We start from the raw sequence: 25,145 nt of genomic DNA on the forward strand, positions 1-25,145 counted from the left end.
TTATTCCTTTCGCAAGATATAGACCCGCCACATGTGATACAGCGGGATGAAATCGAGATGCTTCTGGACGACGAAGCCGGCGTCGCGGAACTCGCGCTCGACCGTTTCGGCTGGTAACACGAAGCGGTTCTGGTAGCCGGTCTGTTCCCCGTTCGCTACCCGCCGTGCCTCCATGCGCCTACGCTTCCAGGCCTTGAAATTGCCATCGACCCAGAGGGAAAGAATCACGCTGTCCCGCGTGACCCGGTGAAACTCGCGGAGCAGGACACGTCGATCGTCCGCCTCGCCGATGTGGTGGAGCAGCCGCATGCAGAAGATATTGTCCACCGAGCTGTCCGGCAGGTCGATGGCGAAAGCGGAAGTCTGCAAGGGCCGTACCCGTTTCACCACACCGTCCGGCTGGCCGGCGCAGGCGACCGCCAGCATGTCCGCGGAATTGTCGGCGCCGATGATCACCCGGTTGTCCTTTTCCGCCAGCAGCGGCCAGAAGCGTCCGGCGCCGCAGGGCAGGTCGAGCACCAGGTTGGGCTGCCCCGCGAGCTTCAGCGCGTGCCGGGCGAGTTGGACGTCGCGCCGGTGGGAAAGTTTCCGGGCGAGGCCGTCCTGATGCTTCTTCAGGTAGGCCTCAGCATGCTCGCGATCATACTTGTGAGAAAAGTCGAGGTCGACAGGCGGATTGTTCATGACGGGAACTCCAGGATTCATGAGACGAACGGTATGAATCCAGCCGTCAAGCTCGGGTCAAGGGGTGGTGAATTTTTCGTCAAGCAACATCGAGTAAAACTTCGAACCGGCAGCCGTGCGGCTCCACCGCGCTGAGGGTTACGCTCCAGCCCTCGGCCGCGCAGATCCGCTTCACCAGCGAGAGCCCGAGGCCAAGGCCTTCGCCGCGCCCGGAGCTGGAACTGCCGCGAACGAAGGGCATGAAGATGCGTTCGCGTTGTTCTTCCGGGACGCCCGCCCCGGTGTCCTCGACGCTGAAACCATGCTCGTCGAGGGTCAGCGTGATGCTCCCGGCATCGGTGTAGTGGGTCGCGTTGCGCAACAGGTTGCCCATCACCGCGCGCAGCAGTGGCGCGTTGAACTGGCCGGCGCAGGCACCTTCGTTGCGGTAGTGCAGGGTCAGTCCTCGCGCCTCGACCTGTTCGCGCCAGACCTGGACCAGGTCGTCGGCGATGCTCTCCAGGCTACCGTGGGGCGCCAGGCTTTCCTCGCCCTTCTGCGCACGCGCCAGCAACAGGAAGGTTTGCACCAGGTCGCGCATCTCCTCGGTGGCCTTGGTCATCCGCTCCAGTTGGCCACGGGCGCGCGGGCCGAGGCTGGGTTCTTCGGCCAGCAGTTCGCACGAGGTGGCGATGACCATCAACGGCGTACGCAACTCATGACTGACGTCGCTGGTGAACAATTGCTCGCGCTTGAGCGCGTCGCGCAGGCGGCCAAGGGTCTCGTCGAAGGAAGCGGCCAGCTCGCCGACCTCGTCGTTGGCGTAGTCCGGCGCCAACGGCGGCGCCAGACCGAGCAACTGTTCGCGATGCCGCACCTGGCGCGCCAGGCGCACCACCGGCTCCATCACCTTGCGCGCGAGCATCCAGCCAAGCAGGCCGGCCAGGGCGATGCTCAGCACGTAGCCGGTCAGCACCGAGGCGTAGAGCACCTGCTCGCGCGCTTCGAAATCGCTCTGGTCCTGCAGCAGGACGAAACGGCGACCATCGATATCGCGCACCAGCGCATGGAACGACAAGTCGCCCTCGAACACTTCGTGGAAACCGACATCCAGTTGGTCCAGCGCCGGCGGCATGGCGTAGGAGCCCTGGCCGTCGCTGATGAAGAAGCGCATGCCGGGATCGAGCACCGGGTTGCGTCCCTGGGCCAGGTCGTCGCGCAGGATGCGCTCCAGTTCGCCGCCCAGGTCGCGGGAAATCAGGCGCTCCTCGATGATGTGGACCACGCCGACGATGCCGGCGGAGAACAGTCCCCCCACGGCGACCGTCATCAACATGAAGGCGATGACGATCCGGCGGGCGAGGCTCTGCTTATACTCCATTCGGCTCCTCCGCCAGGCGGTAGCCAACGCCATGCACCGTATGCAGCAAGGCCACGGAGAATGGCTTGTCGATCACCTGACGGAGTTGATGGACGTGGCTGCGCAGGCTGTCGCTGTCCGGGCAGTCGTCGCCCCAGACCGCTTCCTCCAGGGCATCCCGGCGCACCACATGGGGGCTCTTCTGCATCAGCACGGCGAGCAGCTTGAGGCCGATCGGGTTGAGCTTGAGCGACTTGCCCGCGCGCTTGACCTCCAGGGTGTCCAGGTCATAGCTCAGATCGGCCACGCTCAGCTCGCGGCGGCCGCCACCCTGGGCGCGACGCAGCACCGCCTCGATGCGTGCGGAAAGTTCGGAAAGGGCGAAGGGCTTGACCAGGTAATCGTCGGCGCCGGAACGAAACCCCTGCAGGCGGTCGTCCAACTGGTCGCGGGCGGTGAGCATGATCACCGGCGTATCGCGCCGTGCGTCTTCGCGCAGGCGCCGGCACAGGGCATAGCCGTCGATTCCCGGCAGCATCACGTCGAGCACGATCAGGTCGTAGTGCTCGGTGGCCGCCAGGTGCAGGCCGGACAGCCCGTCCTGCGCGCAATCCACGGTATAGCCCTTGAGCGACAGGTAATCGGCCAGGTTGGCCAGGATGTCGCGGTTGTCTTCGACCACCAGTATTCGCATGTCCCACTCCTTCGCAGGAAGACCGATCGAGCGCCTCTCGCGCATTTACGGATTCTTCACCGGCGATTCACACCGGCTCTACGCTCGCCACCAGAGACTGCATGGTGTCTTCCATGGCCGCCGATCATAGCGGCTTTGCGGATGCGCACGAACCCCGGCGGTGGATTTAACCAGCGTCGAAGTCAAGAGAACGTCAACGCCAGCGTTGGAGATCGCATGACCCAGGCCGCCGTCCATTCCCCTTCCCGTCCATTCAACCCCTGGCTGTTCCTCGCCCTGCCGCTGGGCCTGGCGGCACTGCTGCTGGCCTTCGAGCCGGTGACCCTCGACCTCGCCCTGGCCAACTTGATGTACGACCCGGGCGCCGGCTTCATCGGCCGGCACAGCTGGTTCCTGGAGAACATCCTGCACGACCGGGTCAAGCAACTGGTGATCGCCATCAGCGTCCTCGGCCTGCTGGTCTCCATCGCCGGACTGTTCCACCGGCCATGGCGCGCACTGAGCAGGCCGCTGGCCTATGTGTTCCTCGCCATGAGCCTTGCAGCCAGCATAGTCACTCCGCTCAAGGCGCTCACCGCCGTGCAGTGCCCCTGGAGCCTGGCGCAGTTCGGCGGCGAGGAAACCTACAGTTCGCTGCTCAGCCCGCGGCCGCCGACCGAGCACCCCGGACGCTGCTGGCCGGGCGGGCACGCATCGTCCGGATTCGTCCTGTTCGCGCTGTTCTTCGCCCTGCGCGACCGCAAGCCCAGGCTGGCGCGCTACGCCCTGGCCTTCGCCTTCGCCATGGGCTGCCTGCTGTCGCTGTCGCGCATGCTGCAAGGTGCGCACTTCCTCTCGCACAACCTGTGGACGATGCTGTTCGACTGGCTGATCTGCCTCGGCCTGTACCGCCTGATGCTCTACCGACCGGAGAAGCGAGGACAGCGCAACGGCGGCGCCGACGAAAACCGCGTTCAGGGAGACGGTTCGTCCGCTCCCAGCACGCCGAACTCGATGGGCACCTTCATGTAGAACAGCCGCACGCCGGCCTGGCGGATCGACTCGAACAGCCGTTCTGCCTGCTCGGGATCGACCGCCATGAGGATTTCCTGCGGCTGGTCGGCCAGCTCGAAGAAATGCATCGAATGCAGCCGGCCGCTCTGGCCGAAGCCTTCGCTGGCAGCCAACGCGGTGGCACCGCGCACGCCCAGGCGGCGCGCCTCTTGCAGCAGCCAGTCGCAGATCGGCTGGCCCTGGTGGCAGCGCCCCTGCTGGGTGATGAAGGTCAGTTGATAGCCTTGCATGGTCGGTCCTCCCGCTGCGCTATTTGCCCAGCATCCAGTTCATCGAGAACAACCCCAGCAGAGTCATCAGCAACGAGCCGCTGACGTGCGTCGCGATGGCCCCGGCGGCCCAACCCAGGCGGCCCTCCTGAAGCAGGCTGACGACCTCGGCGGAAAAGGTGGAGAAAGTGGTCAGGCCGCCGCAGAACCCGGTGATGATCAGTAGCCGCCATTCCGGAGCGATGCCCGGCGCCTGGGCGAAATAGGCAATCGCCGCACCGATGACATAGCCGCCGACCAGGTTGGCCAGCAGCGTGCCGGGGGGAATGCTGGACAGCAGGCTGTTCAGCTTGAGCCCGAGGAACCAGCGCAGCAACGCCCCCAGGGCGGCGCCGAGGGCGATGGCGAGAATGGATTTCCACATAGTCCTGTCCTTGTAGGAGCGATTCGGACAGGCGGCAGGCGAGCGCCTACGCGCCTTTCCAGGTTCATGCGTAGGCATCATCAGCCCCAGGGGCGGTTGAAGGAGGAATGCCATCTCCTGTCGGCAAGATTGGCACAAAGCGAGGCACCTATCAAAGGCCGGAGTACGCCGGATCGCCCGAAGCGTGCCAGTCTAGGGAACCTTTCCCCTTCCTTCGCCGGAGTCCCCCATGCGCCCAGCCCTGCTGCTTTGCTGCCTGTTCCTGTCCGCCACCGCCCAGGCCGAGGATTGCTCGCCGCAAACCTCTGTCGGTAGCTGGTGCGAGCTGCCGCTCGCGGCCCTCCACCCGACCCAGCAGAATGTCGGCCTGCTGCAGGTCGAGGATGACCAGGCCAAGCTCGCCGGGAAGAAGCCCAAGGCTCTCGAGCGCTACTTGCGCAAGAAGGAGATTCCGGTGGTGATCGGCCCCGGCGGCCGCTTCTACCTCACCGATCGCCATCACCTGAGTAGCGCGCTCTGGCGCCTGGACCCGAAACAGGGCGTACCGGTGAAGGTGATCGGCCGGCTACCCCAGGCCACCGACTTCTGGAAGAAGATGCAGGAAAACCACTGGGTCTGGCTGCACGATGCGCGTGGCGCGGAGATCCCGCCCGAGGCGCTGCCGGACGCTCTCGCCGGGCTTGGCGACGATCCCTACCGCGCCCTGGCCGGCTACGCCGAGGACGAGAACGCCTTCGACAAGGATCGGCAGAGCTATTTCATCGAATTCCACTGGGCGCGCTATTTCGGCGAACGCATGCACTGGCGGCCGATCAGCCGCGCCACTCTGCCCGACGACCTGAAGCAGGCGCTGCGCCTGGCCTGCGAACCGGCGGCAAAGGAGCTGCCGGGCTACCGCCAGGACTGCCCGCGCTGAGGAATAAAAAAAGCCCCGCCGAAGCGGGGCTTTTCCAACCACAGGGGCCGGTCGGCTGTCGGGTAAGAAACGGCCATTACTGACCGTCCCTCCCCTAAGAACTGTACGTGCGAGTTTCCCCGCATACAGCTCAAGCCTTTGTAAGCCCTTTCTCAGTTGAAAGAGCCGGTGCCGCACTGTGTAACTGTCGATGACAGTTGGGATGCAACAACACCAGATTGCCCAGCTCGTCGCATCCGCCCTTGTGCCGCTCGATAACATGGTGAATGTTCCACCCGCTTTCGAACGTAATCAACTGCTTGCACATCGGGCAGCGCTTGCTCTGGCCAAGCCACAGCGTCAGCGTCTTCCGCTTCCCCTCGTCCGAGCTTCGCCACGCATATTCCAGCCGTTGCTCGAAGTACATCTCGTCCTCTGGGGCGTATGGGTTAGCCTCCGCCTTGATCTTGGTGTGCCGCTTGATCGGCGTATCGCTGGCGTACAACAAGTGGAGCAGTTTGCCGCTGGGGTGTAGCCCGGAGAATACCCAACTACGTGTTCCCACGCGCTTGAAGTATTTTTCCTTGATCCAACGTTTGCAGCGATTCAGATGTCGCCGCCTGCACCATCGCCATAGCAATTTCCAGATCCTGTAATCCACGTAGTTGAAGGTCTGCTTGGCGACAATCGGCCGATGATAATTGGCCCAACCCCGAATAACTGGATTGAGCTGCTTGATCAACAGGCTGGCCGGTGCCGCTTTGTTCGCTTCAACCAACGCCTTAACCTTGGCCAGAAATGCTTTCACGTTCTTGTGGGCTGGCTTTATCAGCAGCTTGTCACCGTACTTGCGAATATTCTGACCGAGGAAATCGAACCCATCCGATACATGCGTGAACAACGTTTTCTCCACCGCAAGGCTCAACCCCCGCTCGGCCATGAAGGCTTCGACGAGTGGCTTCACCTCGTTTTCCAGCAGCTCTTTCGAGATGCCGGTGATGACGAAATCATCTGCGTATCGCACATAGTTGACCTTGGTCTTGTAGCTGGCTTTGGTATTACGCTGCCCGAACCGAGATTCGAGCTCCTTTTCCAGTCCATCAAGGGCCAGGTTGGCCAATACGGGCGAGATGATCCCTCCTTGCGGAGTTCCCGCCCCTGTCGGATTCAATCGACCGGATTCCAAATATCCCGCTTTCAGCCATTTCCTTAGAACCACTTTGTCCATCGGGACGTTAGTGATCAGCCAGTCGTGACTGATGTTGTCGAAACATCCCTTTATATCGCCCTCCATGACCCACTGCGCAGAATGCTTGCGACCGAGATTGACGAACAATTGCTCGATTGCATCTGCCGTGGAACGGTGAGGGCGAAAGCCATAGGAATTTCGGTCGGCTGTGGTCTCAGACACCGGTTCAAGTGCCAGCAGGTATAACGCCTGCATCGCTCGATCCAGCATCGTCGGAATCCCCAGCGGTCTACGCTGGCCATTTGCTTTGGGAATGTAAATCCGCCGCAGTGGCCGGGGCTTGTAGCCCCTGCGCTCTAACCGAAAAACTGCCTTCCATTTGCTTTCAGGCGTGCTCCAGGTTTCCCCATCGACGCCGGGAGTCCTGCGACCCCGGTTTTCAGTGACCCGTTTAACCGCCAATACCTTGGCGGCAAACGAGCGAACCAGCATACGCTGCAAGGTTTTCACCTGCCGCCATTGCTGATTCTTGGCTGCCTTCGCGATCCGTACCTGTAGCCCTCGCACCTGTCGATGACCTGTTTCCCAGTCTATCGAATGCCAACTGATGGCCAGATGGGAGGACGCAGGTACTTCTATTTCAGACGCACTCATCTTGCTTTTCCTCCAGAGAAGATTTCCCCAGAGGGCAGTAGACGCACGTCGCCCTTGTGGGGGAGTGAGTACACTGCCCCGCAAGGGATTTCTATGAGTTAGACGCAGCCGGTCAAACCGACAAACGTCTGTTCTTGATGGCTTTACAGGCCTTCTCGCGATCAAAGACCAGTCGGAAGTCAGCACCGTTTCCAGTCAGGGCAGAGCCCTTATCCAACCCCATTACAGGGAGGCATTCGCTTTATCCGACATCCTCTACCCGCATTTTCAACAGTCTTCCTCACGGTCGACCTGCCTTGCCATACAGGCCAATGGCGAAAATACGGGCTTACCGAGTTCCATAACCGTCACAAGGATGGGTTAGGCCCTGCCTATTCACCGATGACTCAATGTCAGCGTGCCCCCAGATGTAAAAGGGACAACCAGTCATGCACCATTTTGGTCAAAGCCTATCAGCAACTTTGGCTCCATGCGGTTGACGGTGTTTATCAGCAGTTCACTTACGTTGGCCATACCAACCAGCCTAGCGTCTCACCCGCGTGTTGCTCGCAGGGTCTGCATGGTGCCTCGCGGCGACCACACACCACAGAATCATGGGACTACATTGTCAGGAAGCTTCGCACCCCGCCGTTACCAGCGACGCACTATCCCTAGGCTACTTTTGGCTGAACAAAAGGTCTCGCGCCCCTCTACCTTGCGGTTTCCGGGTGAGACAATGACAGCTATGGCTTGCGCCCTATAGATAGGAGCAGGCCAGCTCTTTGGACACGATTTCCCATACCTCCCTCGCAGTGATTCAAAATCTGCAAGCTCAGTACGCATATCGTTCTGATGATTTCCAGAGAGAAAATCACGATATATAGGCGACATTACGCCGAATTCTAAGCACCTTGTGAGTGCCGGAAATCCGGGTTTTGACGCCCGGACTTCGGGTTTTTTAAGCTGTTTCTGCGGGAAAGTGATCACCGGTTCAACCGGTGATCACCTAAGATGTAGCCCGCTAGGTGCTTCTACCTATAGCGACTCTCGTCGCACTACATCATGCCGCCCATGCCGCCCATGCCGCCCATGTCAGGCATGCCGCCCATGGCCGGCTTGTCTTCCACGATCTCGGCAACCATGGCTTCGGTGGTGATCATCAGACCGCCGATGGAGGCCGCAGCCTGCAGAGCGGAACGAGTGACCTTGGCCGGGTCCAGGATGCCCATCTCGATCATGTCGCCGTACACGCCGGTAGCAGCGTTGAAGCCGTAGTTGCCGGAACCCTGCTTGACCTTGTCGACCACTACGCTCGGCTCGTCGCCGGCGTTGGCCACGATCTGGCGCAGCGGCGATTCGACGGCGCGACGCAGCAGGGCGATACCGACGTTCTGCTCCTCGTTGTCACCCTTCAGGCCTTCGATGGCTTGCAGGGCACGAACCAGGGCTACGCCGCCGCCGGGAACCACGCCCTCTTCCACCGCCGCACGGGTAGCGTGCAGGGCGTCTTCGACGCGGGCTTTCTTCTCTTTCATCTCGACTTCGGTGGCAGCGCCTACCTTGATCACGGCAACACCGCCGGCCAGCTTGGCCAGGCGCTCTTGCAGCTTCTCGCGGTCGTAGTCGGAAGTGGTTTCCTCGATCTGCTTGCGGATCTGCAGGACGCGGGCTTCGATATCAGCCTGCACACCGGCGCCATCGATGATGGTGGTGTTTTCCTTGTTGATCACGACGCGCTTGGCGTTGCCCAGGTGCTCCAGGGTAGCGCCTTCCAGGCTCAGGCCGACTTCTTCGCTGATCACGGTACCGCCGGTGAGGATGGCGATGTCCTGCAGCATGGCCTTGCGGCGGTCGCCGAAGCCCGGAGCCTTGACGGCCGCGACCTTGACGATGCCACGCATGTTGTTCACCACCAGGGTGGCCAGGGCTTCGCCCTCGACGTCCTCGGCGACGATCAGCAGCGGACGGCCGGCCTTGGCGACGGCTTCCAGCACCGGCAGCATTTCGCGGATGTTGGAGATCTTCTTGTCGACCAGCAGCAGCAGCGGGCTATCCAGCTCGGCAGCCATGGTGTCCGGCTTGTTCACGAAGTAGGGGGACAGGTAGCCGCGATCGAACTGCATGCCTTCGACGACGGACAGTTCGTTTTCCAGGCCCGAGCCTTCCTCGACGGTGATCACGCCTTCTTTACCGACTTTTTCCATGGCTTCGGCAATGATCTGGCCGATGGACTCGTCGGAGTTGGCGGAGATGGTGCCTACCTGGGCGATGGCCTTGGTGTCGGCGCAGGGCTTGGCCAGCTCTTTCAGCTGGGCGACGATGGCCACGGTGGCCTTGTCGATGCCACGCTTCAGGTCCATCGGGTTCATGCCGGCGGCAACGGCCTTCAGGCCTTCGTTGACGATGGCCTGGGCCAGGACGGTCGCGGTGGTGGTGCCGTCACCGGCAGCATCGTTGGCCTTGGAGGCAACGTCTTTCACCAGTTGCGCGCCCATGTTCTCGAACTTGTCTTTCAGCTCGATTTCCTTGGCGACGGAAACGCCATCCTTGGTGATGGTCGGAGCGCCGAAGGACTTGTCCAGAACCACGTTGCGGCCTTTCGGGCCGAGGGTGGCCTTGACGGCATCGGCCAGCACGTTCACGCCGACCAGCATTTTCTTGCGAGCGGAATCGCCGAACTTAACTTCTTTGGCAGCCATGTTCTCTTTCCTCTAAATCGAATTCGGTGAAAACGGAGTGGTGAGACCGATCAGTCTTCCAGGACGGCGAGGATTTCGGACTCGCCCATCACCAGCAGTTCCTCGCCATCGACCTTGATGGCGTTGCTGCCGGAGTAAGGCCCGAAGACCACCTTGTCGCCCACCTTCACTGCCAGAGCGCGCACTTCGCCGTTGTCCAGTACACGACCGGTACCTACGGCTACCACTTCACCGCGGTTCGGCTTCTCGGCGGCGGAACCCGGCAGCACGATGCCGCCTGCGGTCTTGGTCTCTTCCTCGCTGCGACGGATAACGACGCGATCATGCAGAGGACGAAGCTTCATAGTCGTAACTCTCCCAAACAGTGGTTTCCAACGGCCGGATCGAAGTCCGGCGGGTTTTGTTGAAGCCGGCGTTGCCGGGTTGCGACTCGACGCGCGAGCCGCGTAAGACAGCCTGCCCTTGTGGCAGGGACCTTGCGGTGACCGTTACATAAGGTCGCTACAAGCCATTTCAAGGGCATGCAGTGAAAATTTTTTTCAGTTGCGCGAATCGTCGCGGCGCTCGTACTCGCCCTCGATGACGTTCGGCCGCGACGGACCCTGTCCGTAGCGGGCGTTCAGGTCGTCGGCAAAGGCGCGCCGGCGCAGCGCCTGCTGTTCGACGCGGCGGCGCAGGCCGCCGAGCATCAGGCGACGGGTGAAAGGAATCAGGCAGAGGATGCCGAAGATGTCGCTGATGAAACCCGGCAGCATCAGCAGGCCGCCGCCGACGGCGATCAACAGGCCTTCGAGCATTTCCTGCTCCGGCAGTTCGCCACGGGCCAGTCGTTCGCGGGCGCGCCAGGCGGTGGCCACACCGGCCACGCGCAACAATGCGGCACCGATGAAGGCGCTGGCGACGATCAGGAACAGGGTCCAGCCGACCCCGATGACACTGCCGACCTTGATCAGGACGGCCAGCTCGACCAGCGGGAAGAGCAACAGCAGAAAGAGGAAAACGCGCATTTCAGAGTCCTTGGCGGGGCCCGTTTGCCCCCGGTACCACCAGTAGTTGGCGCCAGCCGGGGAAGAATTCAACCCTGCTCCGGCTCGACGGTCGGCCAGCGCTCGGCCCTGGCCAGTTGCACCAGCGCCTGGCGCACGGCCCCGGGGTTGCCGCAGGCGGCGGGGAACGGCAGCCAGTGCAGGCCCTGGCCGATGCGCAGGTGGAAACCTTCTGTATCAATTCCCGCCAGCTGCGCCGCGGCATGCGCCGGCAGTCCGGCCAGTTCCACATAGTGGGCGATGGCGGCGGCGTGGTCGCTGTTCATGTGCTCGACCATGCCGCGCTCGGCTTCTCCGGCGAACGGATTGGCCAGCGGCACGCGCTCGGCGGCCAGCCAGTGGATCGCGCCGAAACCGCCGATGAAACGCCACTGGACCGGCTGCAGCACCCAGAAATCGAAATCGTGGACCCGATGGTAGTCGGCGGACTCGGGGAAATAGCGGTAATAGCGCTCGGCCGCCGCGGCGACCTCCTCCTCCGCCAATTGCCGCGCCTCGGCCAGCAGGGTGAGGCGGCCGACAGCCTGGATATCCTCGGCGCCGCGCTCGCCTACCAGCATCGAGCAGCGCGGGTCCGCCTGCAGGTTGTGGGTGTGCTGGGCGATCCGGCTGATCAGGATCAGCGGCCGGCCTTCAGCATCCAGGCAATAGGGAACCACCGAGCCGAAAGGAAAGCCCGGCCATTTCTTCGAGTGGGTGGAAAGGACCGCACGGTATTCCTTGAGCAGCAATTCTCGGGCATTCTTTGCAGCTTCAACGCTCAATTTATGACTCCTTGCATAGAATCCGTCGTAAACGGACGGGCATATCAAAGTACGTTCGCAGGTGCCGGCAAGGTCCGCTTCCAGAAACTGCTCGTGGGGTTCCAAGCAATGCAATTGAAAGACAAGGTCATCATCATCACCGGCGGCTGCCAGGGGCTCGGTCGGGCAATGGGCGAATATCTCGCCGGCAAGGGCGCCAGGCTGGCCCTGGTCGATCTCAACCGCGAACGTCTCGACGAAGCCGTCGCTGCCTGCAAGGCCGCCGGCGGCGACGCTCGCGCCTACGTGTGCAACGTGGCGGACGAGGAACAGGTTACCCACATGGTGGCCCAGGTCGCCAGCGACTTCGGCGCGATCAACGGCCTGGTCAACAACGCCGGCATCCTCCGCGACGGCCTGACCATCAAGGTCAAGGACGGCCAGTTGAGCAAGATGAGCCTGGCCCAATGGCAATCGGTGATCGACGTCAACCTCACCGGTGTGTTCCTTTGCACCCGCGAAGTGGCGGCGAAGATGATCGAGCTGAAGAACGAAGGCGCGATCGTCAACATTTCCTCGATCTCCCGCGCCGGCAACATGGGCCAGGCCAACTACTCGGCAGCCAAGGCCGGGGTCGCCGCGGATACCGTGGTCTGGGCGAAGGAACTGGCGCGCTACGGCATCCGCGTGGCCGGCGTGGCGCCGGGCTTCATCGAGACCGAGATGACCGCCGGGATGAAACCCGAGGCGCTGGAGAAGATGACCGCCGGCATCCCCCTCAAGCGTATGGGCAAGCCGGTGGAGATCGCCCACTCGGTGGCCTACATCTTCGAGAACGACTACTACACCGGCCGCGTTCTCGAACTGGACGGCGGCCTGCGCCTGTAGGCCCCGGCCCCGCAAGGAAAAAGCCCCGCTATCGCGGGGCTTTTTCGTGCAGGCCGGCTTACCAGCCGACCCCGAGGCCGAAGGTATAGCGGCGCTGGTTGACGTTGCCGTCGTTGCCGCTGAACTTGTCCCATTCCGCCTTCATGCTCAGCGAAGCCCAGCTGGTCAGCTTGTAGCGGATCCCCGCCTCGGTCTGCAGCTCGTAGTCCAGGCCGGATTGCAGCGGCTTGCTGACCTCGCCGTTGGTGAACAGCTCGAACTGCTTGGCCAGCAGGTAGCGGTTGTAGTCCCACTTGAAGCTCGACGAATAGAAGTGCTCCTTCTCGCCATCGGCGAACTCGTAGTCGTTGCGGTTGACCAGGGTGGCGATGGAGAACGCGCCCAGCTCGTTGTCCCAGAACTGGTAGCCGGGGCCGGTACCGACGGTACGCTTCTTCGCCAGGTCCTCGATCATGTCGCGCTTGTAGGCGACCTGGCCCTGCCAGAACCAGTGGTCGTCGATGAAGCGGTCCAGCGCGTACTGGCCGGAATAATTGTCGGTGCTGACCTGGCCGTTCTTCTTCTCGCGGTTGTACTCGCCCTGCACGTTGTGGCGCCAGAGTCCGTGGCGGGCGTTGGTCTTGAAATCGATGTCGTAGTCGGACACATCGTTCTCGGCCTGCTTGCGGTCCAGCGAGAAATCGACGTTGCCGTTCCATACCCAGTCCTGGAGGATCGGCTTGGGCGGCATCATCTGCTGGATGCTGGCCAGCTCCACGGTCTTCGGCTCGCCGTTGACCAGGGTCACCTGGCCCGGCCCGGCGGCCTTGATGCCCTTGGAGTGCTCGCCAGTCTCGGCATCCTGCTTGACCAGCAGGTTCTGCTCGCTCTCGAAGGTGGAGATCTTGTCCCACTTGAGCGTGATGTCGCCGCCATAGTCGGTCTTCAGCAGCAGCTTGCCGCCGTCGAACAGGGTGATCTTGCCGGTAAGGCGGTCACCGTTCTTCATCCAGACCGTATCGGCAAGGGCAGAGGTGGAACTTGCAAGGGCAGCGAGGCACAGCAGGATTCTCGACAACATGAGCACAAATCAACTGAGTTGGGTTCGAAGAGGCCGGCATTATCCAAATGCCGGGCGGCAGAGCAAGGACCGGGGCACGGGCGGTAAAGTTCAGCCGGATCGACCGAAAGGTGAGCCGCGTCACCAGCCGACGCCGACCCCGATCAGGTAATGCCGGTCGGACTGGGTGCCCCCCTCGGTGCGCAACTGGTCCAGTTCATAGAGGAACGAAAGACGCGCCCAACTGTTCAGGCGATAGCGCAGGCCGTATTCGCTGTCGAGCAGGTAGTCGATCCGCTCGATGCCGGGAACCAGCACGGTCCCCTTGCTGTACAGCTCCAGCCGGGTGCCGGCGAGCAGCCGCTTGTAGTCCCACTCCAGCGAATAGGAGGTGAAATCCTCGCGCGGCTGATCGCGCCACTCCAGTTGCCAGCGACTGATCTCGGCGACCAGGTCGAAACGCCCGAGTTCGTCGTCCCAGAACTGGTAGCCGGGGCCGGTTCCCAGCGCACTCTGGCGATCGAGGTTGTCGATCGCATCGTGCTTCTGCGAATAGCTGCCGCGCCAGAACCAGTGTTCGTCGAAGAAGCGATCGAGGTCGTAGTCCAGCTCCCAGTTGTCCTCGACCTTGCGCCCGTCCTTCTTTTCCCGCTCCACTTCCCCCGCCAGCACGTGGCGCCAGGCACCGTGGCGAAGCCGGGTATCGCCCTTGAGCTTCCATTCGTCCTTGTCGCTGTCGTTGCGCTTGCTATCCAGCTTGACGTCGAGATTGCCCTCCCAGACCAGGTCCTCCACCAGCGGTCGCGGCGGCACCATCTGGCGAATACTGGCCAGCGGGACGGTATGGCTGCCGCCATCGACGATCCGCACCATGCCCTTGCCCGCCGCCTCCAGGGTTCGGCTACGCTGCCCGGATACGCCCTGCTGCTTGATCAGCAGGGGTTTGTCGGAACTGATGGTGTCGATATCCTTCCAATCGATCAGCACCTGGCCGGCATAACGGGTCTTCAGCGCCAGCTTGCCGCCGTCCATCAGCACGATCTCGCCGGACAGGCGGTCACCGTTGTCCAGCCATACGGTGTCGGCCAGCACGGGGCCGGCCAGGAGCATCACGACGATTGAACAGAGGGCTCTGAGCGACATGGGCGTTCACAAGGCGGACAGGAAAGGGAAAACCGATGAGCATGCCTGGGCCGGCAGCGACCCGGCAAGTGCCCAGGCGCGCCGCGAGGCCCTGTACCTGGTGCTGGCGCAGGTGCCGCCGGGGCAGGTGGTCAGCTACGGGCAACTGGCCGAACTGGCCGGCCTCGGCCGCGCCGCCCGCTGGGTCGGCAGGACGCTCAGCCAGTTGCCGGTGGATACCCGCCTGCCCTGGCATCGGGTTCTCGCCGCCGGCGGTCGCATCAGCCTGCCGGCGGACAGTCCCGGCGGTCGCGAACAACGCGCACGCTTGCGCGAGGAAGGCGTTCTCCTGCACAACGACAGGGTGGACATACGTCGGCATGGCTGGCTTACAGCGAAGTAGAGCGGTTAGAGTGCGCGTTATTTTTTGCGGAACGGTTACCCCATGACTCAGCAATCCTGGCGAGAGGCCCTGGTCGCCTACAAGTCTCCCGCCAGCCTGGCCCTCCTGCTGCTCGGCTTCGCCGCCGGCCTGCCGACCATGCTGGTGTTCAACACCCTGTCGGTGTGGCTGCGCGAAGCCGGCGTGGCGCGGGATACCATCGGTTTCGCCAGTTGGCTGGGGCTGGTGTACGCCTTCAAGTGGGTCTGGTCGCCGATGCTCGACCAGTGGCGCCTGCCCTTCGTCGGCCGTCTCGGCCGGCGCCGTTCCTGGCTGGTGTTCTCGCAGGTGCTGATCGCCCTGGGACTGCTCGGCATGGCCCTGTGCAATCCGCAGAGCCACCTGCCCTGGCTGATCGGCCTGGCCCTGCTGGTGGCGTTCGCCTCCGCCACCCAGGACATCGCGATCGACGCCTACCGCCTGGAAATCGCCGAGGATAGCCGCCAGGCCGCCCTCGCTGCCTGCTACATGACCGGCTACCGCGCGGCGATCCTGCTGGCCAGCGCCGGCGCGCTGATTCTCGCCGAATGGTTCGGCTCCACCAGCCTCAACTACAGCCAGTCGGCCTGGGGCCTGACCTATGCATTGTTCGCCCTGCTGATCCTGCCTGGGCTGGTCACCAGCCTGCTGATCCGCGAGCCGGCGGTGGACGTGCCGATCCACGTCAACCCGTCGCGTTTCGACTTCAACCACCAACTGCTCTCGGTGCTCCTGCTGCTGATCCTGCTGATCTCGCTGCCGGCGATGATCACCGCCCTCCTCGACCGCGCCTGGCCGCGCGCCGGCCTCTACGCGCTGCTCATGGGGATCTGCCTGTCGCCGTGGGGACGCCAGCAGATCCGCCCGGTCCGCGAACTGCTCGCCACCGTGCGCAGGCCGCTGCTGGTGGCGGCGCGCGGCAAGGAAGTGCCGCTGTTCGATTTCGTCCACCAGGCGGTCTCGGTGATGGTGCTGATCATCCTCCTCGTCACCGTCACCGCCATGTGCCGCGCCTACTACTCCGGTGCCTGGCCGCGCGGCACGCTGTTCCTGCTGATCGCCGCGTCCTGCCTGTCGGCACCCGGACGCCTGCTGATGGCCCCGGTGCTGACGCCGATCACCGAGTTCGTCCAGCGCTATCGCTGGCAGGCCCTGCTGCTGCTCGGCCTGATCTCCACCTATCGCCTGTCGGACACGGTGATGGGGGTGATGGCCGGGGTCTTCTACATCGACATGGGCTTCTCCAAGGAAGTCATCGCCAGTGTCAGCAAGGTCTTCGGCGTACTCATGACCCTGATCGGCGCCGCCGCCGGCGGGGTGCTGATCGCCCGCTTCAGCATCCTCTCCATCCTGTTCATCGGCGGTGCCGCTTCGGCTGCCACCAACCTGCTGTTCGCCATGCTCGCCCAGCTCGGCCCGCTGCACGCCGAGGCCCTGCCCAGCCATGACGTGATCAGCCTGGTGATGGCGCTCGAGCCGCACGTGCTGATGCTGGTGATGACCATCACCCTCGACAACTTCAGCGGCGGCCTCGCCGCCTCGGCCTTCGTCGCCTACCTGTCGAGCCTGACCAACCTGAAGTTCTCCGCCACCCAGTACGCCATGCTCAGCTCGACCATGCTCCTGCTGCCGCGCTTCATCGGCGGCTACTCCGGAACCATGGTCGAGAGCCTCGGCTACGAGCACTTCTTCTACGTCACCGCGGTGATGGGCATTCCCACCCTGCTGCTGATCGGCTGGTTGTGGCTGCGCCGCGCGCCGTCCAGCGAGACGCCGGCGCCGGGCCACCAGAACGCCGAGCAGCACTGAGGCAAGAATGAAAAAGGCCGGCATTCGCCGGCCTTTTTCGTGGATCGTGCGGGCCTCAGTCGGCCATCGCGCCCTGCACAACCTTGACCACCCGCTGCGGGAAGGGAATGCCGATACCTTCCTTGCCCAGCGCGTCGCGGGCCTTTTCGTTGAACATGAACATCACGTCCCAGTAGTCGGCGTTCTTCACCCAGACCCGCAGGGACAGGGTAATCGCGCTTTCGCCGAGATTGGAAACCACCGCCACCGGTGCCGGGTCCTTCAGAACCCGCGGATCGTCGGCCATGGCCAGGAGAATGTTCTGCGCATTCTTCAGATCGGCGTCGTAGTCGATGCCGACGTCGAAGATCACCTTGCGCAGCGGCTCGGCGGAGTAGTTGGTCACCGTTCCGTTGGACAGCGCCCCGTTGGGCACGATGATCCGCTTGTTGTCGCCGCTACGCAGCACGGTGTGGAAGATCAGGATCGAATCCACGGTACCGGCCACGCCCTGCGCCTCGATCCAGTCGCCGACCTTGAACGGGCGGAACAGCAGGATCAGCACGCCGCCAGCGAAGTTAGCCAGGCTGCCCTGCAGGGCCAGGCCGATGGCCAGGCCGGCGGCGCCGATGGCGGCGACGAAGCTGGTGGTCTGGATGCCGATCATGGAAGCCACGCTGACCACCAGCAGGATCTTCAGGACGATGCTCACCAGGCTGCCGACGAAGCCCTGCAGGGTGCGGTCGACGCTGCGCCTGGCGAGCAGGCCGCCGACCCGGCCGGTCAGGGTGTTGATCAGCCACCAGCCGATCGCCAGGGTCAGCAGCGCCAGGGCGACCTTGCCGCTGTACTCCAGCACGATCGGCAGCCAGGACTCGGTCTGCTGCACCAGTCGGTCGTAGTTCAATTCCATGCATTACCTCCATTTCTCGAAAAAACACCCCTCCCTTCCGCAACGGAAACGGGACGGGCTTGCAGATTCCTGCCCGGACGCCGTGGGCCGACGTTCCCGGGCCTGGATACGAATCGGCGCAGCGCGGACGAACCGACGCTGCGCCGACAGGGGCGGACAACGCGGGAGAGGTCGCGGCGGCGCTACTCCCTATTGCGATGCCCGGGATGGCGAGAGGTTCCGAAAAACCTCGTCAATCGCGGAAGTTGGTGAACTGCAGCGGCATGCCGAGGGATTCGCCGCGCAGCAGGGCGATGGCCTCCTGCAGATCGTCGCGCTTCTTGCCGGTGACGCGCACCTGCTCGCCCTGGATGGCGGCCTGGACCTTGAGCTTGCGCTCCTTGATCAGGCCGACGATCTTCTTCGCCAGGTCCTTGTCGATGCCCTCGCGGAAGTTCACTTCCTGCTTGACCACCTTGCCCGACGGGTAGGCATCCTTGATCTCCATGCACTGGCTGTCGACCTTGCGCTTGACCAGGTTGGAACGCAGGATGTCGAGCATCTGCTCGAGCATGAAATCGGCTTCGGCGGTGAGGGTCACCGACTTGTCCTTGGCTTCGAAACTGCATTTGCCTTTCAGGTCGAAACGGCGATCCAGTTCCTTGATGGCGTTGTCCACGGCGTTGGTCAACTCGTGTTTGTCCAGTTCGGACACCACGTCGAACGAACGCATGTCATCTCTCCAGATGGACGGCGCGACAGGGTTCACAGACGGAACCGCGCCTGGCTTGACGGTAAAAAATGCCCGCCCATTATAACCGAGCCCTCGCGAGCGAATGCCCGCCGGTGTGGCGGAGACCGACGATTTCTTCCCGATGGCGCGCGCGATCGCGGCCGGGACCCGGCCTCCCGCGACGAACCGGGCCCTTGCCGGCAGCGTACCGGCGCCCATCCTCTTCTCGAGTCCGTTCATGCCCAACCCCGATCTCAGCATCCTGGTCGTCGACGACGCCAAGTTTTCCAGCGCCATGATCGGCCGCGCCCTCAGCCAGGCCGGCTACCAGGACATCCGCTTCGCCAGCAGCGCCAGCGAGGCCCTGCAGCAGCTCGAACAACGCCCGGTCAGCGTGCTCCTGGCCGACTGGCTGATGCCGGAGATGGACGGCCTGGAACTGACCGCCCGGGTCCGCCAACTGGACGAAAGCATCAACCACTACACCTACATCGTCCTGCTCACCGGCAAGGAAGGCGAGAACGTCCTCGGCGAGGCCTTCGACCGCGGCGTCGACGACTTCGTCAGCAAGGCCGCAATGAACGAGCAACTGGTGCCGCGCATCTACGCAGCCGACCGCCTGTGCAACACCCTGCAACGGTTGCTGGTGGAAAACCGCCTGCTCACCGAAAACATCGCGCGGATGGAAGAACGCAACCTGGTGGATACCCTCACCGGCCTCGGCAATCCCCGCTACCTGCGCCAGAAGCTGGCCGACAGCCTGCGCCAGGTGGAAACCCGCGGTGGAGCGCTGTGCTACCTGCTGGTCGGCATGCCCGAGGCACCGGTCCTGCGCCAGCGGCACGGCGAGGCCTTCCATCGCGAGCTGCTGCTCGGCGTGGCCAGGCGCCTGCAACAGCTGGTCCGGCCGCTGGACGTGCTGGTGCGCCTGGACGAGCAGCATTTCGCCCTGATCACCCTGGTGGAGGACCTGCACGAATGCTCGTCGAGCAGCTTCAAGCGGCTGCACGACGGGCTCAACCTGAAGGCCTTCAAGACCAGCGAAGGCTTCATCAGCCTGAAAGCCGGCATCGCCATGCTCGGCCTCGACAGCGGGGCATTGCCGCTGGGCATCGACGAACTGCTGCAGCGCACCGAGGCCCTGTTGCCCGATGCCTATGCCAGCGGCAGGATCGCAACCTGCCGGCTACCGGCACTGCGCTAGACTTCGCTCTATCGTCAGCCATTCGCAGTAGCCACCATGACCTGGCATATCCTCGGCGCCGGTAGCCTCGGCAGCCTCTGGGCCGCGCGCCTCGGGCGCGCCGGCCTGCCCGTCCGCCTGATCCTGCGCGACCGACAGCGCCTGCGCCGCTACCAACAGGCCGGCGGACTGAGCCTGGTGGAAGACGGCCAGGCCAGCCTCTACCCGATCGCCGCGGAAACCCCGGACGGCGGGCAACCCATCCAGCGCCTGCTGCTGGCCTGCAAGGCCTACGACGCGGAGGAAGCCGCCTCCAGCGTGGCCCATCGCCTGGCCGGAAACGCCGAACTGCTGTTGCTGCAGAACGGCCTGGGCAGCCAGCAGGCGGTCGCCGCCCGCCTGCCGCGCAGCCGCTGCCTGTTCGCCTCCAGCACCGAAGGCGCGTTCCGCGATGGCGATTTCCGCGTGGTCTTCGCCGGCCGCGGGCACACCTGGCTCGGCGATCCGCGCGACACAAGCGCCCCCGCCTGGCTGACGCAGCTGTCCCAGGCCGGGATCCCGCACAGCTGGAGCGACGACATCCTCGAACGCCTGTGGCGCAAGCTGGCCCTGAACTGCGCGATCAACCCACTGACCGTCCTCCACGATTGCCGCAACGGCGGCCTGCGGCAGCACCCGGAAGAGATCGCCGCGCTTTGCGACGAACTCGGCCAGTTGCTCCACGCCAGCGGCTACGACGCCGCCGCCAGGAGCCTGCTGGAGGATGTCCGGGCGGTGATCGACGCCACCGCAGCCAACTATTCCTCGATGCATCAGGACGTCACCCGGGGCCGGCGCACGGAAATCGGCTATCTGCTCGGCTACGCCTGCCAGCACGGGCAGCGCCTGGGACTACCGTTGCCGCGCCTGGGAACCTTGCTCGCCCGCCTCCAGGCCCATCTGCGCCAGCGCGGTTTGCCCGACCGCTAAAGCGCGTTACCCTGCCCGCCATTCCTTTTCGCCGCGGACCGCCAGAGCCCATGAACCTGCGCCAGCGCCTCGACAACCTGCCCGTAGGGCAGAAACTGCTCGCCGCCCTGCTGATCCTGCTGGCCACCGTGCTGCTGGTGGCCAACCTGGCGTTCATCAGCGCCGCCTACTGGATTTCCCAGGAAAGCGTCGCCCCCCAGGCGATGCAGACCATCGGCCGGCTGATCGCCAACCCGGCGCTCAGCCAGCCGGCGCTCAGTTCGCCGCAGACCGCCGAGGTCCTGCTGCGCCAGCTCAACGATTACCAGCCGTTGCGCGCCGCGGCCCTGTACGACAGCAATGGGCTGATGCTAGCCGACCTGCAACGCGGCGACACCCTCAAGCTGCCGGCCCGCCTGGACCGCCTGGAGCACTGGAGGCGCGGCGAGTACCGCCTCAACGCGCTGATCGAACTGCCCCAGGAAAACGCCCGCCCCGGCTACCTGCTGCTGGTGGCCAGCGGCGAACTGCCGAGCGCGTTCTACACCGGAACCCTCACCGCCAGCCTGGCGATCCTCGGCGTCAGCGTGCTGCTCTGGCTGCTGGTGGCGCAGCAGATACGCCGCCTGATCACCCGGCCGATCCGCGATCTCGAGGAACTGTCGCGACAGGTCACCCGCGAGGAGAACTACGCCCTCCGCGCCCAGCGCGGCAACGGCGACGAAATCGGCCGCCTGGCCGACGCGTTCAACACCATGCTGACCCGCATCGAGGCCCGCGAGCAGCAGCTCAAGCGCGCCCGCGACGATGCCCAGGAAGCGGTCGAGCAGGCCCAGAGCCTGGCCGAGGAAACCCGCCGCTCGAACCGCAAGCTGGAACTGGAAGTGCAGGTGCGCAGCAAGATCGAGAAGAAGCTTACCGGTTTCCAGCACTACCTCAACAGCATCATCGACTCCATGCCTTCGGCGCTGATCGCGGTGGACGAGCAACTCTACGTCACGCAGTGGAACCAGGAGGCCAGCCAGCTTTCCGGCACCAGCCTGGACGATGCGGTCAACCAGCCGGTGTTCCTCGCCTTTCCCTCGCTAAAGCCGTTCCTTCCGCAGCTCACCCGGGCTGCCGAGAAGCACAGCGTGGAGCGTGTCGAACGGGTCACCTGGGCGCTGATCGACACGCCACGCCACTACGCCCTGACCTTCTACCCGCTGATGGGCGGCACCGGCCGCGGCGCGGTGATCCGCATCGATGACATCACCCAGCGGCTGAGCCTGGAAGAAGTGATGGTGCAATCGGAGAAGATGCTCTCGGTCGGCAGCCTCGCCGCCGGCATGGCCCACGAGATCAACAACCCGCTCGGCGCGATCCTGCACAACGTGCAGAACATCAAGCGGCGCCTGTCCCCGGAGCTGGCGAAGAACGTCGAGCTGGCGGCCGAGGTCGGAGTGCCGCTGGAAGACATCAATCACTACCTCGACGGCCGCGACATCCCGCGCCTGCTGGAAGGCATCCAGCACGCCGGCTCGCGGGCAGCGAAGATCGTCACCCACATGCTCGCCTTCAGCCGCCGCAGCCACCGGCAGATGACCGCTTGCGAACTGCCCGCACTGCTCGAACAGGCGGTGGAAATCGCCGGCAACGACTTCGACCTGGCCGAAGGCTTCGACTTCAAGTCGTTGCAGATCGTCCACGAGTTCGATCCCAACCTCGGCCCGGTGCCGGTGATCGCCAACGAGGTCGAGCAGGTCCTGCTCAACCTGCTGAAGAACGCCGCCCAGGCCATCCACCAGCGCGACGACGAAGAGGAAGGCGAACAGGGTCGGATCGTCCTGCGCACGCGCCTGACGCCGCCCTGGGCGGAAGTCCAGGTGGAAGACAACGGCAGCGGCATGCCCGAACTGGTGCGCAAGCGTATCTTCGAGCCGTTCTTCACCACCAAGGAAGTCGGCCAGGGCACCGGTCTCGGCCTGTCCGTCTCGTATTTCATCATCACCAACAATCACAAGGGCCAGATGGAAGTACGTTCGGAACTGGGCCGCGGCACCTGCTTCAGCATCCGCCTGCCGCTGGAAAGCTCCGAAGCGGTCGCCCCGGCACAAGCCAAGGCCCTGCCGCCCGCTCTGCCGCAACCCGGTAGCAGCCTGCGGCGGGGCGACGAAGAGGAAGGTTGAAACCATGGGCAATCGATTGTCGAAGATCTACACCCGTACCGGCGACCGCGGCGAGACCGGCCTGGCCGGCGGACGCCGGGTGCCCAAGAGCCATCCACGCATCGAGGCGATCGGCGCGGTGGACGAATTGAACAGCCAGTTGGGCCTGCTCCTTGCCGAGCTGCTGGAAGCGCGTGGCGCACATCCCGGCCTGGAGGAGATCGTCCAGGCGCTAGCGCCAGTGCAACACCGCCTGTTCGACCTCGGCGGGGAGCTGGCGATGCCGGAGTATCGGGCCCTGGACGAGACGGAAGTGGCACGCCTGGAAAGCTGCATCGACCGCTGGAACGACGAGCTGGGCCCGCTGAAGAATTTCATCCTCCCCGGCGGTTCCCGCCTGGTCGCCCAGGCCCATGTCTGCCGCAGTCTGGCGCGCAGCGCCGAACGGCGCTGCCAGGCGCTGGACCAGGAGGAAACGCTGGAGGGCGTCGGCCTGCGCTACCTGAACCGGCTCTCCGACCTGCTGTTCGTCGCCGCCCGCGCCATCGCTCGGCGCCAGGGCGTGGCGGAGATTCTCTGGGAGGCGGCGGCAAAACCGGACTGACGGCGAGCGAGGGCTCGGCATCGAGACGAAAAAAGGAGGCCGAAGCCTCCTTTTTTCTTCATTCCACCGTCAAAGGCCGCCCGGCCAGAACGCACGGATACCCGCCACGCCCTGGGCTCCATGCTCCCAAGCCTGCTCGGCTTGCTGCGGACCGACGCCACCCAGCAGGTAGACCGGCTGGTTGAAGCCGGCGATCAGTTCGGCGGCCTTGTCCCAACCCAGCGCCGGCTCGCCGGGATGGCTCTCGGTCGGCTGTACCGGCGAAAGGGTGACGAACTCCACTCCCATCGAGGCGGCCAGGGCCAGTTCCTCCGCGTCGTGGCAGGAAGCGGCCAGCAGGCGCCCTTCGGGGAACGGCCGACCGGCGCTGGCGTATTTGCGCAGTTGAGCGGAGGTCAGGTGCCAGCCGGCAGCCGGGAAGTCGCCCAGCCACTCCAGCGGGCCTTTCAGCATCAGTTGCGCCTTGCCGGCGCAGAGTCCCTGGATATCGATGGCGAGATCGCGGTATTCGGGACTGAACATGTTCGGCGCGCGCAACTGGATGAGGCGGATGCCCGCCTCCACCGCCTTGCGTACGCCGCTGATCAGCTCGCCCGGCTCCAGGCCGTCCGGGGTGATCAGATAGTGCGCCGGCAGGCGCGCGGCCTGGACGATCGGCGCGTTGGCGGCGGGGAACTCGTAGTCCGCCAGCTCGCGCGGCTCCACCCAGGCCAGCGGTTGGCCCTCGACGCCGTGGGCTTCGCCGGAAAACCCGTCGACCTCCCAGACATCGAGCAGGACGTGCTTGTCGGCATAGTCGTGACGGACCTGGATCAGCGGCCGGGCCCGCTCGACACGGATGCCCAGTTCCTCTTCCAGCTCACGGGCCAACGCCGCGCGCACCGGCTCGCCGTCCTCCACCTTGCCCCCGGGAAACTCCCACAGGCCGCCCTGATGCTTGTCTTCCGGCCGCCGAGCGATCAGCACCCGGCCATCGGAGCCACGAATCACGGCCGCGGCGACATGTACTCGTTTCACGGATCATCTCCTCGCTACTGCCGTCACGCACCGCCGGAAGCGGCGGACGGCCATCAACTACCGGCCTGCTCGCGCAATGCCGCGTCGTACCAGGTGCGGAACGCAGGCCACTGATAAATCGTCTCGACATAGGTCCGGGCGATATCCGGCAACTCCACCGCATAACTGCGGAAACGCGCCGCCACCGGTGCGTAGAACGCATCCGCCAGGCTGGCGTGGCCGAACAGGAACGGACCGTCCTGGCCGAAGCGCCGCCGGCAATCCGCCCAGGCTTCGCAGATACGTTGAATATCCTGTCGTGTCGCCTCGGACAATTCCACCAATGGCTGCTGGCGCCGCAGGTCCATCGGCAGCTCGCCGCGCAACGCGGCGAAACCGCTGTGCATTTCCGCGCAAACCGAACGGGCCAGCGCCCGCGCCGCCTCGCCGCGCGGCCACAGGTGGGCCTCGGGGAAGCGCTCGGCGAGGTACTCGGCGATGGCCAGGGAATCCCAGATGTCGCCATCCTCGCTTTTCAGCAAGGGCACCTTGCCGGTCGGCGAATATTGCAGGATCCGCTCCCGGGTATCGGGCCGCCCCAGCGGGACGAGTATCTCGTCGAACGCCGCCCCGCTCATGCGCAGGGCCAGCCAGCCCCGCAGCGACCAGGACGAGTCATTGCGATTGCCAATCACGATGGTCAGGGCCATGCGCCTCTCCTCTTCGGCCGCCCGACGCGGACGGCCATGCACCAGAGAACTTAAGAGGCGCACGGA

The 25,145-nt window shown here is 64.3% G+C and carries 25 protein-coding genes and 1 riboswitch; of the genes, 9 read left to right on the forward strand and 16 right to left on the reverse strand.

Annotated elements, in window-relative coordinates; all coding sequences use genetic code 11:
• From M6E97_RS28970 to M6E97_RS28980, 3 genes are all read right to left on the reverse strand, one after another.
• On the reverse strand, positions 1 to 684 hold the full coding sequence (locus tag M6E97_RS28970) for a class I SAM-dependent methyltransferase (RefSeq protein ID WP_003094031.1): 684 nt from the start codon (positions 682 to 684) through the stop codon (positions 1 to 3).
• Between the two features lie 79 nt (positions 685 to 763).
• Positions 764 to 2,044, reverse strand: a complete 1,281-nt coding sequence (locus M6E97_RS28975; protein ID WP_003094037.1) for a sensor histidine kinase — start codon at positions 2,042 to 2,044, stop codon at positions 764 to 766.
• Positions 2,034 to 2,717, reverse strand: a complete 684-nt coding sequence (locus M6E97_RS28980; RefSeq protein WP_003094039.1) for a response regulator transcription factor — start codon at positions 2,715 to 2,717, stop codon at positions 2,034 to 2,036. The genes M6E97_RS28975 and M6E97_RS28980 overlap by 11 nt, the downstream gene beginning before the upstream one ends.
• A gap of 216 nt (positions 2,718 to 2,933) precedes the next feature.
• On the opposite strand from M6E97_RS28980, the gene M6E97_RS28985 reads away from it, so the two are divergent.
• The gene (locus M6E97_RS28985) at positions 2,934 to 3,728 is read left to right on the forward strand and encodes a phosphatase PAP2 family protein (RefSeq protein WP_003094044.1); all 795 of its coding nucleotides are present in this window, start codon (positions 2,934 to 2,936) and stop codon (positions 3,726 to 3,728) included.
• On the opposite strand, the gene M6E97_RS28990 is transcribed toward M6E97_RS28985, so the two are convergent.
• Together M6E97_RS28990 and crcB are read right to left on the reverse strand one after the other, a co-directional pair.
• Positions 3,671 to 4,000 carry a DUF190 domain-containing protein gene (locus tag M6E97_RS28990; RefSeq protein ID WP_003094048.1) on the reverse strand — a complete coding sequence of 110 codons (330 nt, stop codon included), beginning with the start codon at positions 3,998 to 4,000 and terminating at the stop codon, positions 3,671 to 3,673. The genes M6E97_RS28985 and M6E97_RS28990 overlap by 58 nt on opposite strands.
• Before the next feature lie 19 nt (positions 4,001 to 4,019).
• The gene (gene crcB / locus M6E97_RS28995) at positions 4,020 to 4,403 is read right to left on the reverse strand and encodes a fluoride efflux transporter CrcB (protein ID WP_003141258.1); all 384 of its coding nucleotides are present in this window, start codon (positions 4,401 to 4,403) and stop codon (positions 4,020 to 4,022) included.
• 64 nt (positions 4,404 to 4,467) lie between these two features.
• Positions 4,468 to 4,530, reverse strand: a riboswitch (Fluoride riboswitch).
• Between the two features lie 102 nt (positions 4,531 to 4,632).
• On the opposite strand from crcB, the gene M6E97_RS29000 reads away from it, so the two are divergent.
• Entirely contained in the window at positions 4,633 to 5,319 is a 687-nt protein-coding gene (locus M6E97_RS29000; RefSeq protein ID WP_003094054.1) for a ParB-like protein, read from the forward strand.
• Positions 5,320 to 5,449: 130 nt separating this feature from the next.
• Here M6E97_RS29000 and ltrA read toward each other — a convergent pair whose 3' ends face one another.
• The 5 genes from ltrA to M6E97_RS29025 all read right to left on the reverse strand — a co-directional run bounded on the left by ltrA (position 5,450) and on the right by M6E97_RS29025 (position 11,629).
• The gene (gene ltrA / locus M6E97_RS29005) at positions 5,450 to 7,141 is read right to left on the reverse strand and encodes a group II intron reverse transcriptase/maturase (RefSeq protein ID WP_071534438.1); all 1,692 of its coding nucleotides are present in this window, start codon (positions 7,139 to 7,141) and stop codon (positions 5,450 to 5,452) included.
• Between the two features lie 1,034 nt (positions 7,142 to 8,175).
• Entirely contained in the window at positions 8,176 to 9,819 is a 1,644-nt protein-coding gene (groL, locus tag M6E97_RS29010; RefSeq protein WP_003094059.1) for a chaperonin GroEL, read from the reverse strand.
• 50 nt (positions 9,820 to 9,869) lie between these two features.
• Entirely contained in the window at positions 9,870 to 10,163 is a 294-nt protein-coding gene (locus M6E97_RS29015) for a co-chaperone GroES (protein WP_003094064.1), read from the reverse strand.
• 195 nt (positions 10,164 to 10,358) lie between these two features.
• Entirely contained in the window at positions 10,359 to 10,826 is a 468-nt protein-coding gene (locus M6E97_RS29020) for an FxsA family protein (protein ID WP_023100212.1), read from the reverse strand.
• A gap of 68 nt (positions 10,827 to 10,894) precedes the next feature.
• The gene (locus tag M6E97_RS29025) at positions 10,895 to 11,629 is read right to left on the reverse strand and encodes a HugZ family protein (RefSeq protein WP_003112758.1); all 735 of its coding nucleotides are present in this window, start codon (positions 11,627 to 11,629) and stop codon (positions 10,895 to 10,897) included.
• A gap of 108 nt (positions 11,630 to 11,737) precedes the next feature.
• Between M6E97_RS29025 and M6E97_RS29030 the strand changes: the two genes are divergently transcribed.
• Positions 11,738 to 12,496: an SDR family oxidoreductase gene (locus tag M6E97_RS29030; RefSeq protein WP_003094072.1), complete on the forward strand. Its 759-nt coding sequence runs from the start codon at positions 11,738 to 11,740 to the stop codon at positions 12,494 to 12,496.
• A gap of 58 nt (positions 12,497 to 12,554) precedes the next feature.
• Here M6E97_RS29030 and M6E97_RS29035 read toward each other — a convergent pair whose 3' ends face one another.
• Positions 12,555 to 13,562, reverse strand: a complete 1,008-nt coding sequence (locus M6E97_RS29035) for a DUF481 domain-containing protein (RefSeq protein ID WP_003120892.1) — start codon at positions 13,560 to 13,562, stop codon at positions 12,555 to 12,557.
• A 114-nt stretch (positions 13,563 to 13,676) separates the two neighbouring features.
• Complete coding sequence (locus M6E97_RS29040; protein WP_034005141.1) at positions 13,677 to 14,678, reverse strand: DUF481 domain-containing protein; 1,002 nt, start codon at positions 14,676 to 14,678, stop codon at positions 13,677 to 13,679.
• Here M6E97_RS29040 and M6E97_RS29045 point away from each other — a divergent pair.
• Positions 14,677 to 15,060 (forward strand): MGMT family protein, encoded by a 384-nt coding sequence (locus M6E97_RS29045; protein ID WP_003094074.1) that lies wholly within the window; start codon positions 14,677 to 14,679, stop codon positions 15,058 to 15,060. The two genes, M6E97_RS29040 and M6E97_RS29045, sit on opposite strands and share 2 nt — an antisense overlap.
• 42 nt (positions 15,061 to 15,102) lie before the next feature.
• Entirely contained in the window at positions 15,103 to 16,887 is a 1,785-nt protein-coding gene (gene ampG / locus M6E97_RS29050) for an MFS transporter AmpG (protein WP_003094076.1), read from the forward strand.
• A gap of 55 nt (positions 16,888 to 16,942) precedes the next feature.
• Here ampG and M6E97_RS29055 read toward each other — a convergent pair whose 3' ends face one another.
• Complete coding sequence (locus tag M6E97_RS29055) at positions 16,943 to 17,779, reverse strand: mechanosensitive ion channel family protein (protein WP_003094078.1); 837 nt, start codon at positions 17,777 to 17,779, stop codon at positions 16,943 to 16,945.
• A 232-nt stretch (positions 17,780 to 18,011) separates the two neighbouring features.
• Positions 18,012 to 18,491: a YajQ family cyclic di-GMP-binding protein gene (locus M6E97_RS29060; RefSeq protein WP_267262439.1), complete on the reverse strand. Its 480-nt coding sequence runs from the start codon at positions 18,489 to 18,491 to the stop codon at positions 18,012 to 18,014.
• A 103-nt stretch (positions 18,492 to 18,594) separates the two neighbouring features.
• Here M6E97_RS29060 and M6E97_RS29065 point away from each other — a divergent pair, with 103 nt between their 5' ends.
• Genes M6E97_RS29065 through M6E97_RS29080 form a run of 4 tightly spaced genes read left to right on the forward strand, consistent with a single transcriptional unit; the run spans position 18,595 to position 23,373 of the window.
• Positions 18,595 to 19,695, forward strand: a complete 1,101-nt coding sequence (locus M6E97_RS29065; RefSeq protein WP_003110161.1) for a response regulator — start codon at positions 18,595 to 18,597, stop codon at positions 19,693 to 19,695.
• Positions 19,696 to 19,731: 36 nt separating this feature from the next.
• On the forward strand, positions 19,732 to 20,643 hold the full coding sequence (locus M6E97_RS29070) for a putative 2-dehydropantoate 2-reductase (RefSeq protein ID WP_023092847.1): 912 nt from the start codon (positions 19,732 to 19,734) through the stop codon (positions 20,641 to 20,643).
• 50 nt (positions 20,644 to 20,693) lie between these two features.
• On the forward strand, positions 20,694 to 22,790 hold the full coding sequence (locus M6E97_RS29075; RefSeq protein ID WP_003106517.1) for a sensor histidine kinase: 2,097 nt from the start codon (positions 20,694 to 20,696) through the stop codon (positions 22,788 to 22,790).
• 4 nt (positions 22,791 to 22,794) lie between these two features.
• Complete coding sequence (locus tag M6E97_RS29080; RefSeq protein WP_003094089.1) at positions 22,795 to 23,373, forward strand: cob(I)yrinic acid a,c-diamide adenosyltransferase; 579 nt, start codon at positions 22,795 to 22,797, stop codon at positions 23,371 to 23,373.
• Between the two features lie 69 nt (positions 23,374 to 23,442).
• Here the strand turns inward: M6E97_RS29080 and M6E97_RS29085 are convergent, their stop codons facing one another.
• Together M6E97_RS29085 and M6E97_RS29090 are read right to left on the reverse strand one after the other, a co-directional pair.
• Positions 23,443 to 24,390, reverse strand: a complete 948-nt coding sequence (locus tag M6E97_RS29085; protein WP_003110158.1) for a Nudix family hydrolase — start codon at positions 24,388 to 24,390, stop codon at positions 23,443 to 23,445.
• Between the two features lie 53 nt (positions 24,391 to 24,443).
• Positions 24,444 to 25,079 (reverse strand): glutathione S-transferase family protein, encoded by a 636-nt coding sequence (locus M6E97_RS29090; protein ID WP_009315946.1) that lies wholly within the window; start codon positions 25,077 to 25,079, stop codon positions 24,444 to 24,446.
• Positions 25,080 to 25,145: the final 66 nt, after the last annotated feature.

This window comes from Pseudomonas sp. B111, from assembly GCF_026428275.1.
In the GTDB taxonomy this organism is placed as follows: Bacteria; Pseudomonadota; Gammaproteobacteria; order Pseudomonadales; family Pseudomonadaceae; genus Pseudomonas; species Pseudomonas aeruginosa.

What these genes read in the sequence shown, in the direction of transcription:
- M6E97_RS28970 (WP_003094031.1), bottom strand. Translation starts at nt 684, where the DNA reads ATGAACAATCCGCCTGTCGACCTCGACTTTTCTCACAAGTATGATCGC.
- M6E97_RS28975 (WP_003094037.1), bottom strand. Translation starts at nt 2,044, where the DNA reads ATGGAGTATAAGCAGAGCCTCGCCCGCCGGATCGTCATCGCCTTCATG.
- M6E97_RS28980 (WP_003094039.1), bottom strand. Translation starts at nt 2,717, where the DNA reads ATGCGAATACTGGTGGTCGAAGACAACCGCGACATCCTGGCCAACCTG.
- M6E97_RS28985 (WP_003094044.1), top strand. Translation starts at nt 2,934, where the DNA reads ATGACCCAGGCCGCCGTCCATTCCCCTTCCCGTCCATTCAACCCCTGG.
- M6E97_RS28990 (WP_003094048.1), bottom strand. Translation starts at nt 4,000, where the DNA reads ATGCAAGGCTATCAACTGACCTTCATCACCCAGCAGGGGCGCTGCCAC.
- crcB (WP_003141258.1), bottom strand. Translation starts at nt 4,403, where the DNA reads ATGTGGAAATCCATTCTCGCCATCGCCCTCGGCGCCGCCCTGGGGGCG.
- M6E97_RS29000 (WP_003094054.1), top strand. Translation starts at nt 4,633, where the DNA reads ATGCGCCCAGCCCTGCTGCTTTGCTGCCTGTTCCTGTCCGCCACCGCC.
- ltrA (WP_071534438.1), bottom strand. Translation starts at nt 7,141, where the DNA reads ATGAGTGCGTCTGAAATAGAAGTACCTGCGTCCTCCCATCTGGCCATC.
- groL (WP_003094059.1), bottom strand. Translation starts at nt 9,819, where the DNA reads ATGGCTGCCAAAGAAGTTAAGTTCGGCGATTCCGCTCGCAAGAAAATG.
- M6E97_RS29015 (WP_003094064.1), bottom strand. Translation starts at nt 10,163, where the DNA reads ATGAAGCTTCGTCCTCTGCATGATCGCGTCGTTATCCGTCGCAGCGAG.
- M6E97_RS29020 (WP_023100212.1), bottom strand. Translation starts at nt 10,826, where the DNA reads ATGCGCGTTTTCCTCTTTCTGCTGTTGCTCTTCCCGCTGGTCGAGCTG.
- M6E97_RS29030 (WP_003094072.1), top strand. Translation starts at nt 11,738, where the DNA reads ATGCAATTGAAAGACAAGGTCATCATCATCACCGGCGGCTGCCAGGGG.
- M6E97_RS29045 (WP_003094074.1), top strand. Translation starts at nt 14,677, where the DNA reads ATGGGCGTTCACAAGGCGGACAGGAAAGGGAAAACCGATGAGCATGCC.
- M6E97_RS29040 (WP_034005141.1), bottom strand. Translation starts at nt 14,678, where the DNA reads ATGTCGCTCAGAGCCCTCTGTTCAATCGTCGTGATGCTCCTGGCCGGC.
- ampG (WP_003094076.1), top strand. Translation starts at nt 15,103, where the DNA reads ATGACTCAGCAATCCTGGCGAGAGGCCCTGGTCGCCTACAAGTCTCCC.
- M6E97_RS29055 (WP_003094078.1), bottom strand. Translation starts at nt 17,779, where the DNA reads ATGGAATTGAACTACGACCGACTGGTGCAGCAGACCGAGTCCTGGCTG.
- M6E97_RS29060 (WP_267262439.1), bottom strand. Translation starts at nt 18,491, where the DNA reads ATGCGTTCGTTCGACGTGGTGTCCGAACTGGACAAACACGAGTTGACC.
- M6E97_RS29065 (WP_003110161.1), top strand. Translation starts at nt 18,595, where the DNA reads ATGCCCGCCGGTGTGGCGGAGACCGACGATTTCTTCCCGATGGCGCGC.
- M6E97_RS29070 (WP_023092847.1), top strand. Translation starts at nt 19,732, where the DNA reads ATGACCTGGCATATCCTCGGCGCCGGTAGCCTCGGCAGCCTCTGGGCC.
- M6E97_RS29075 (WP_003106517.1), top strand. Translation starts at nt 20,694, where the DNA reads ATGAACCTGCGCCAGCGCCTCGACAACCTGCCCGTAGGGCAGAAACTG.
- M6E97_RS29080 (WP_003094089.1), top strand. Translation starts at nt 22,795, where the DNA reads ATGGGCAATCGATTGTCGAAGATCTACACCCGTACCGGCGACCGCGGC.
- M6E97_RS29090 (WP_009315946.1), bottom strand. Translation starts at nt 25,079, where the DNA reads ATGGCCCTGACCATCGTGATTGGCAATCGCAATGACTCGTCCTGGTCG.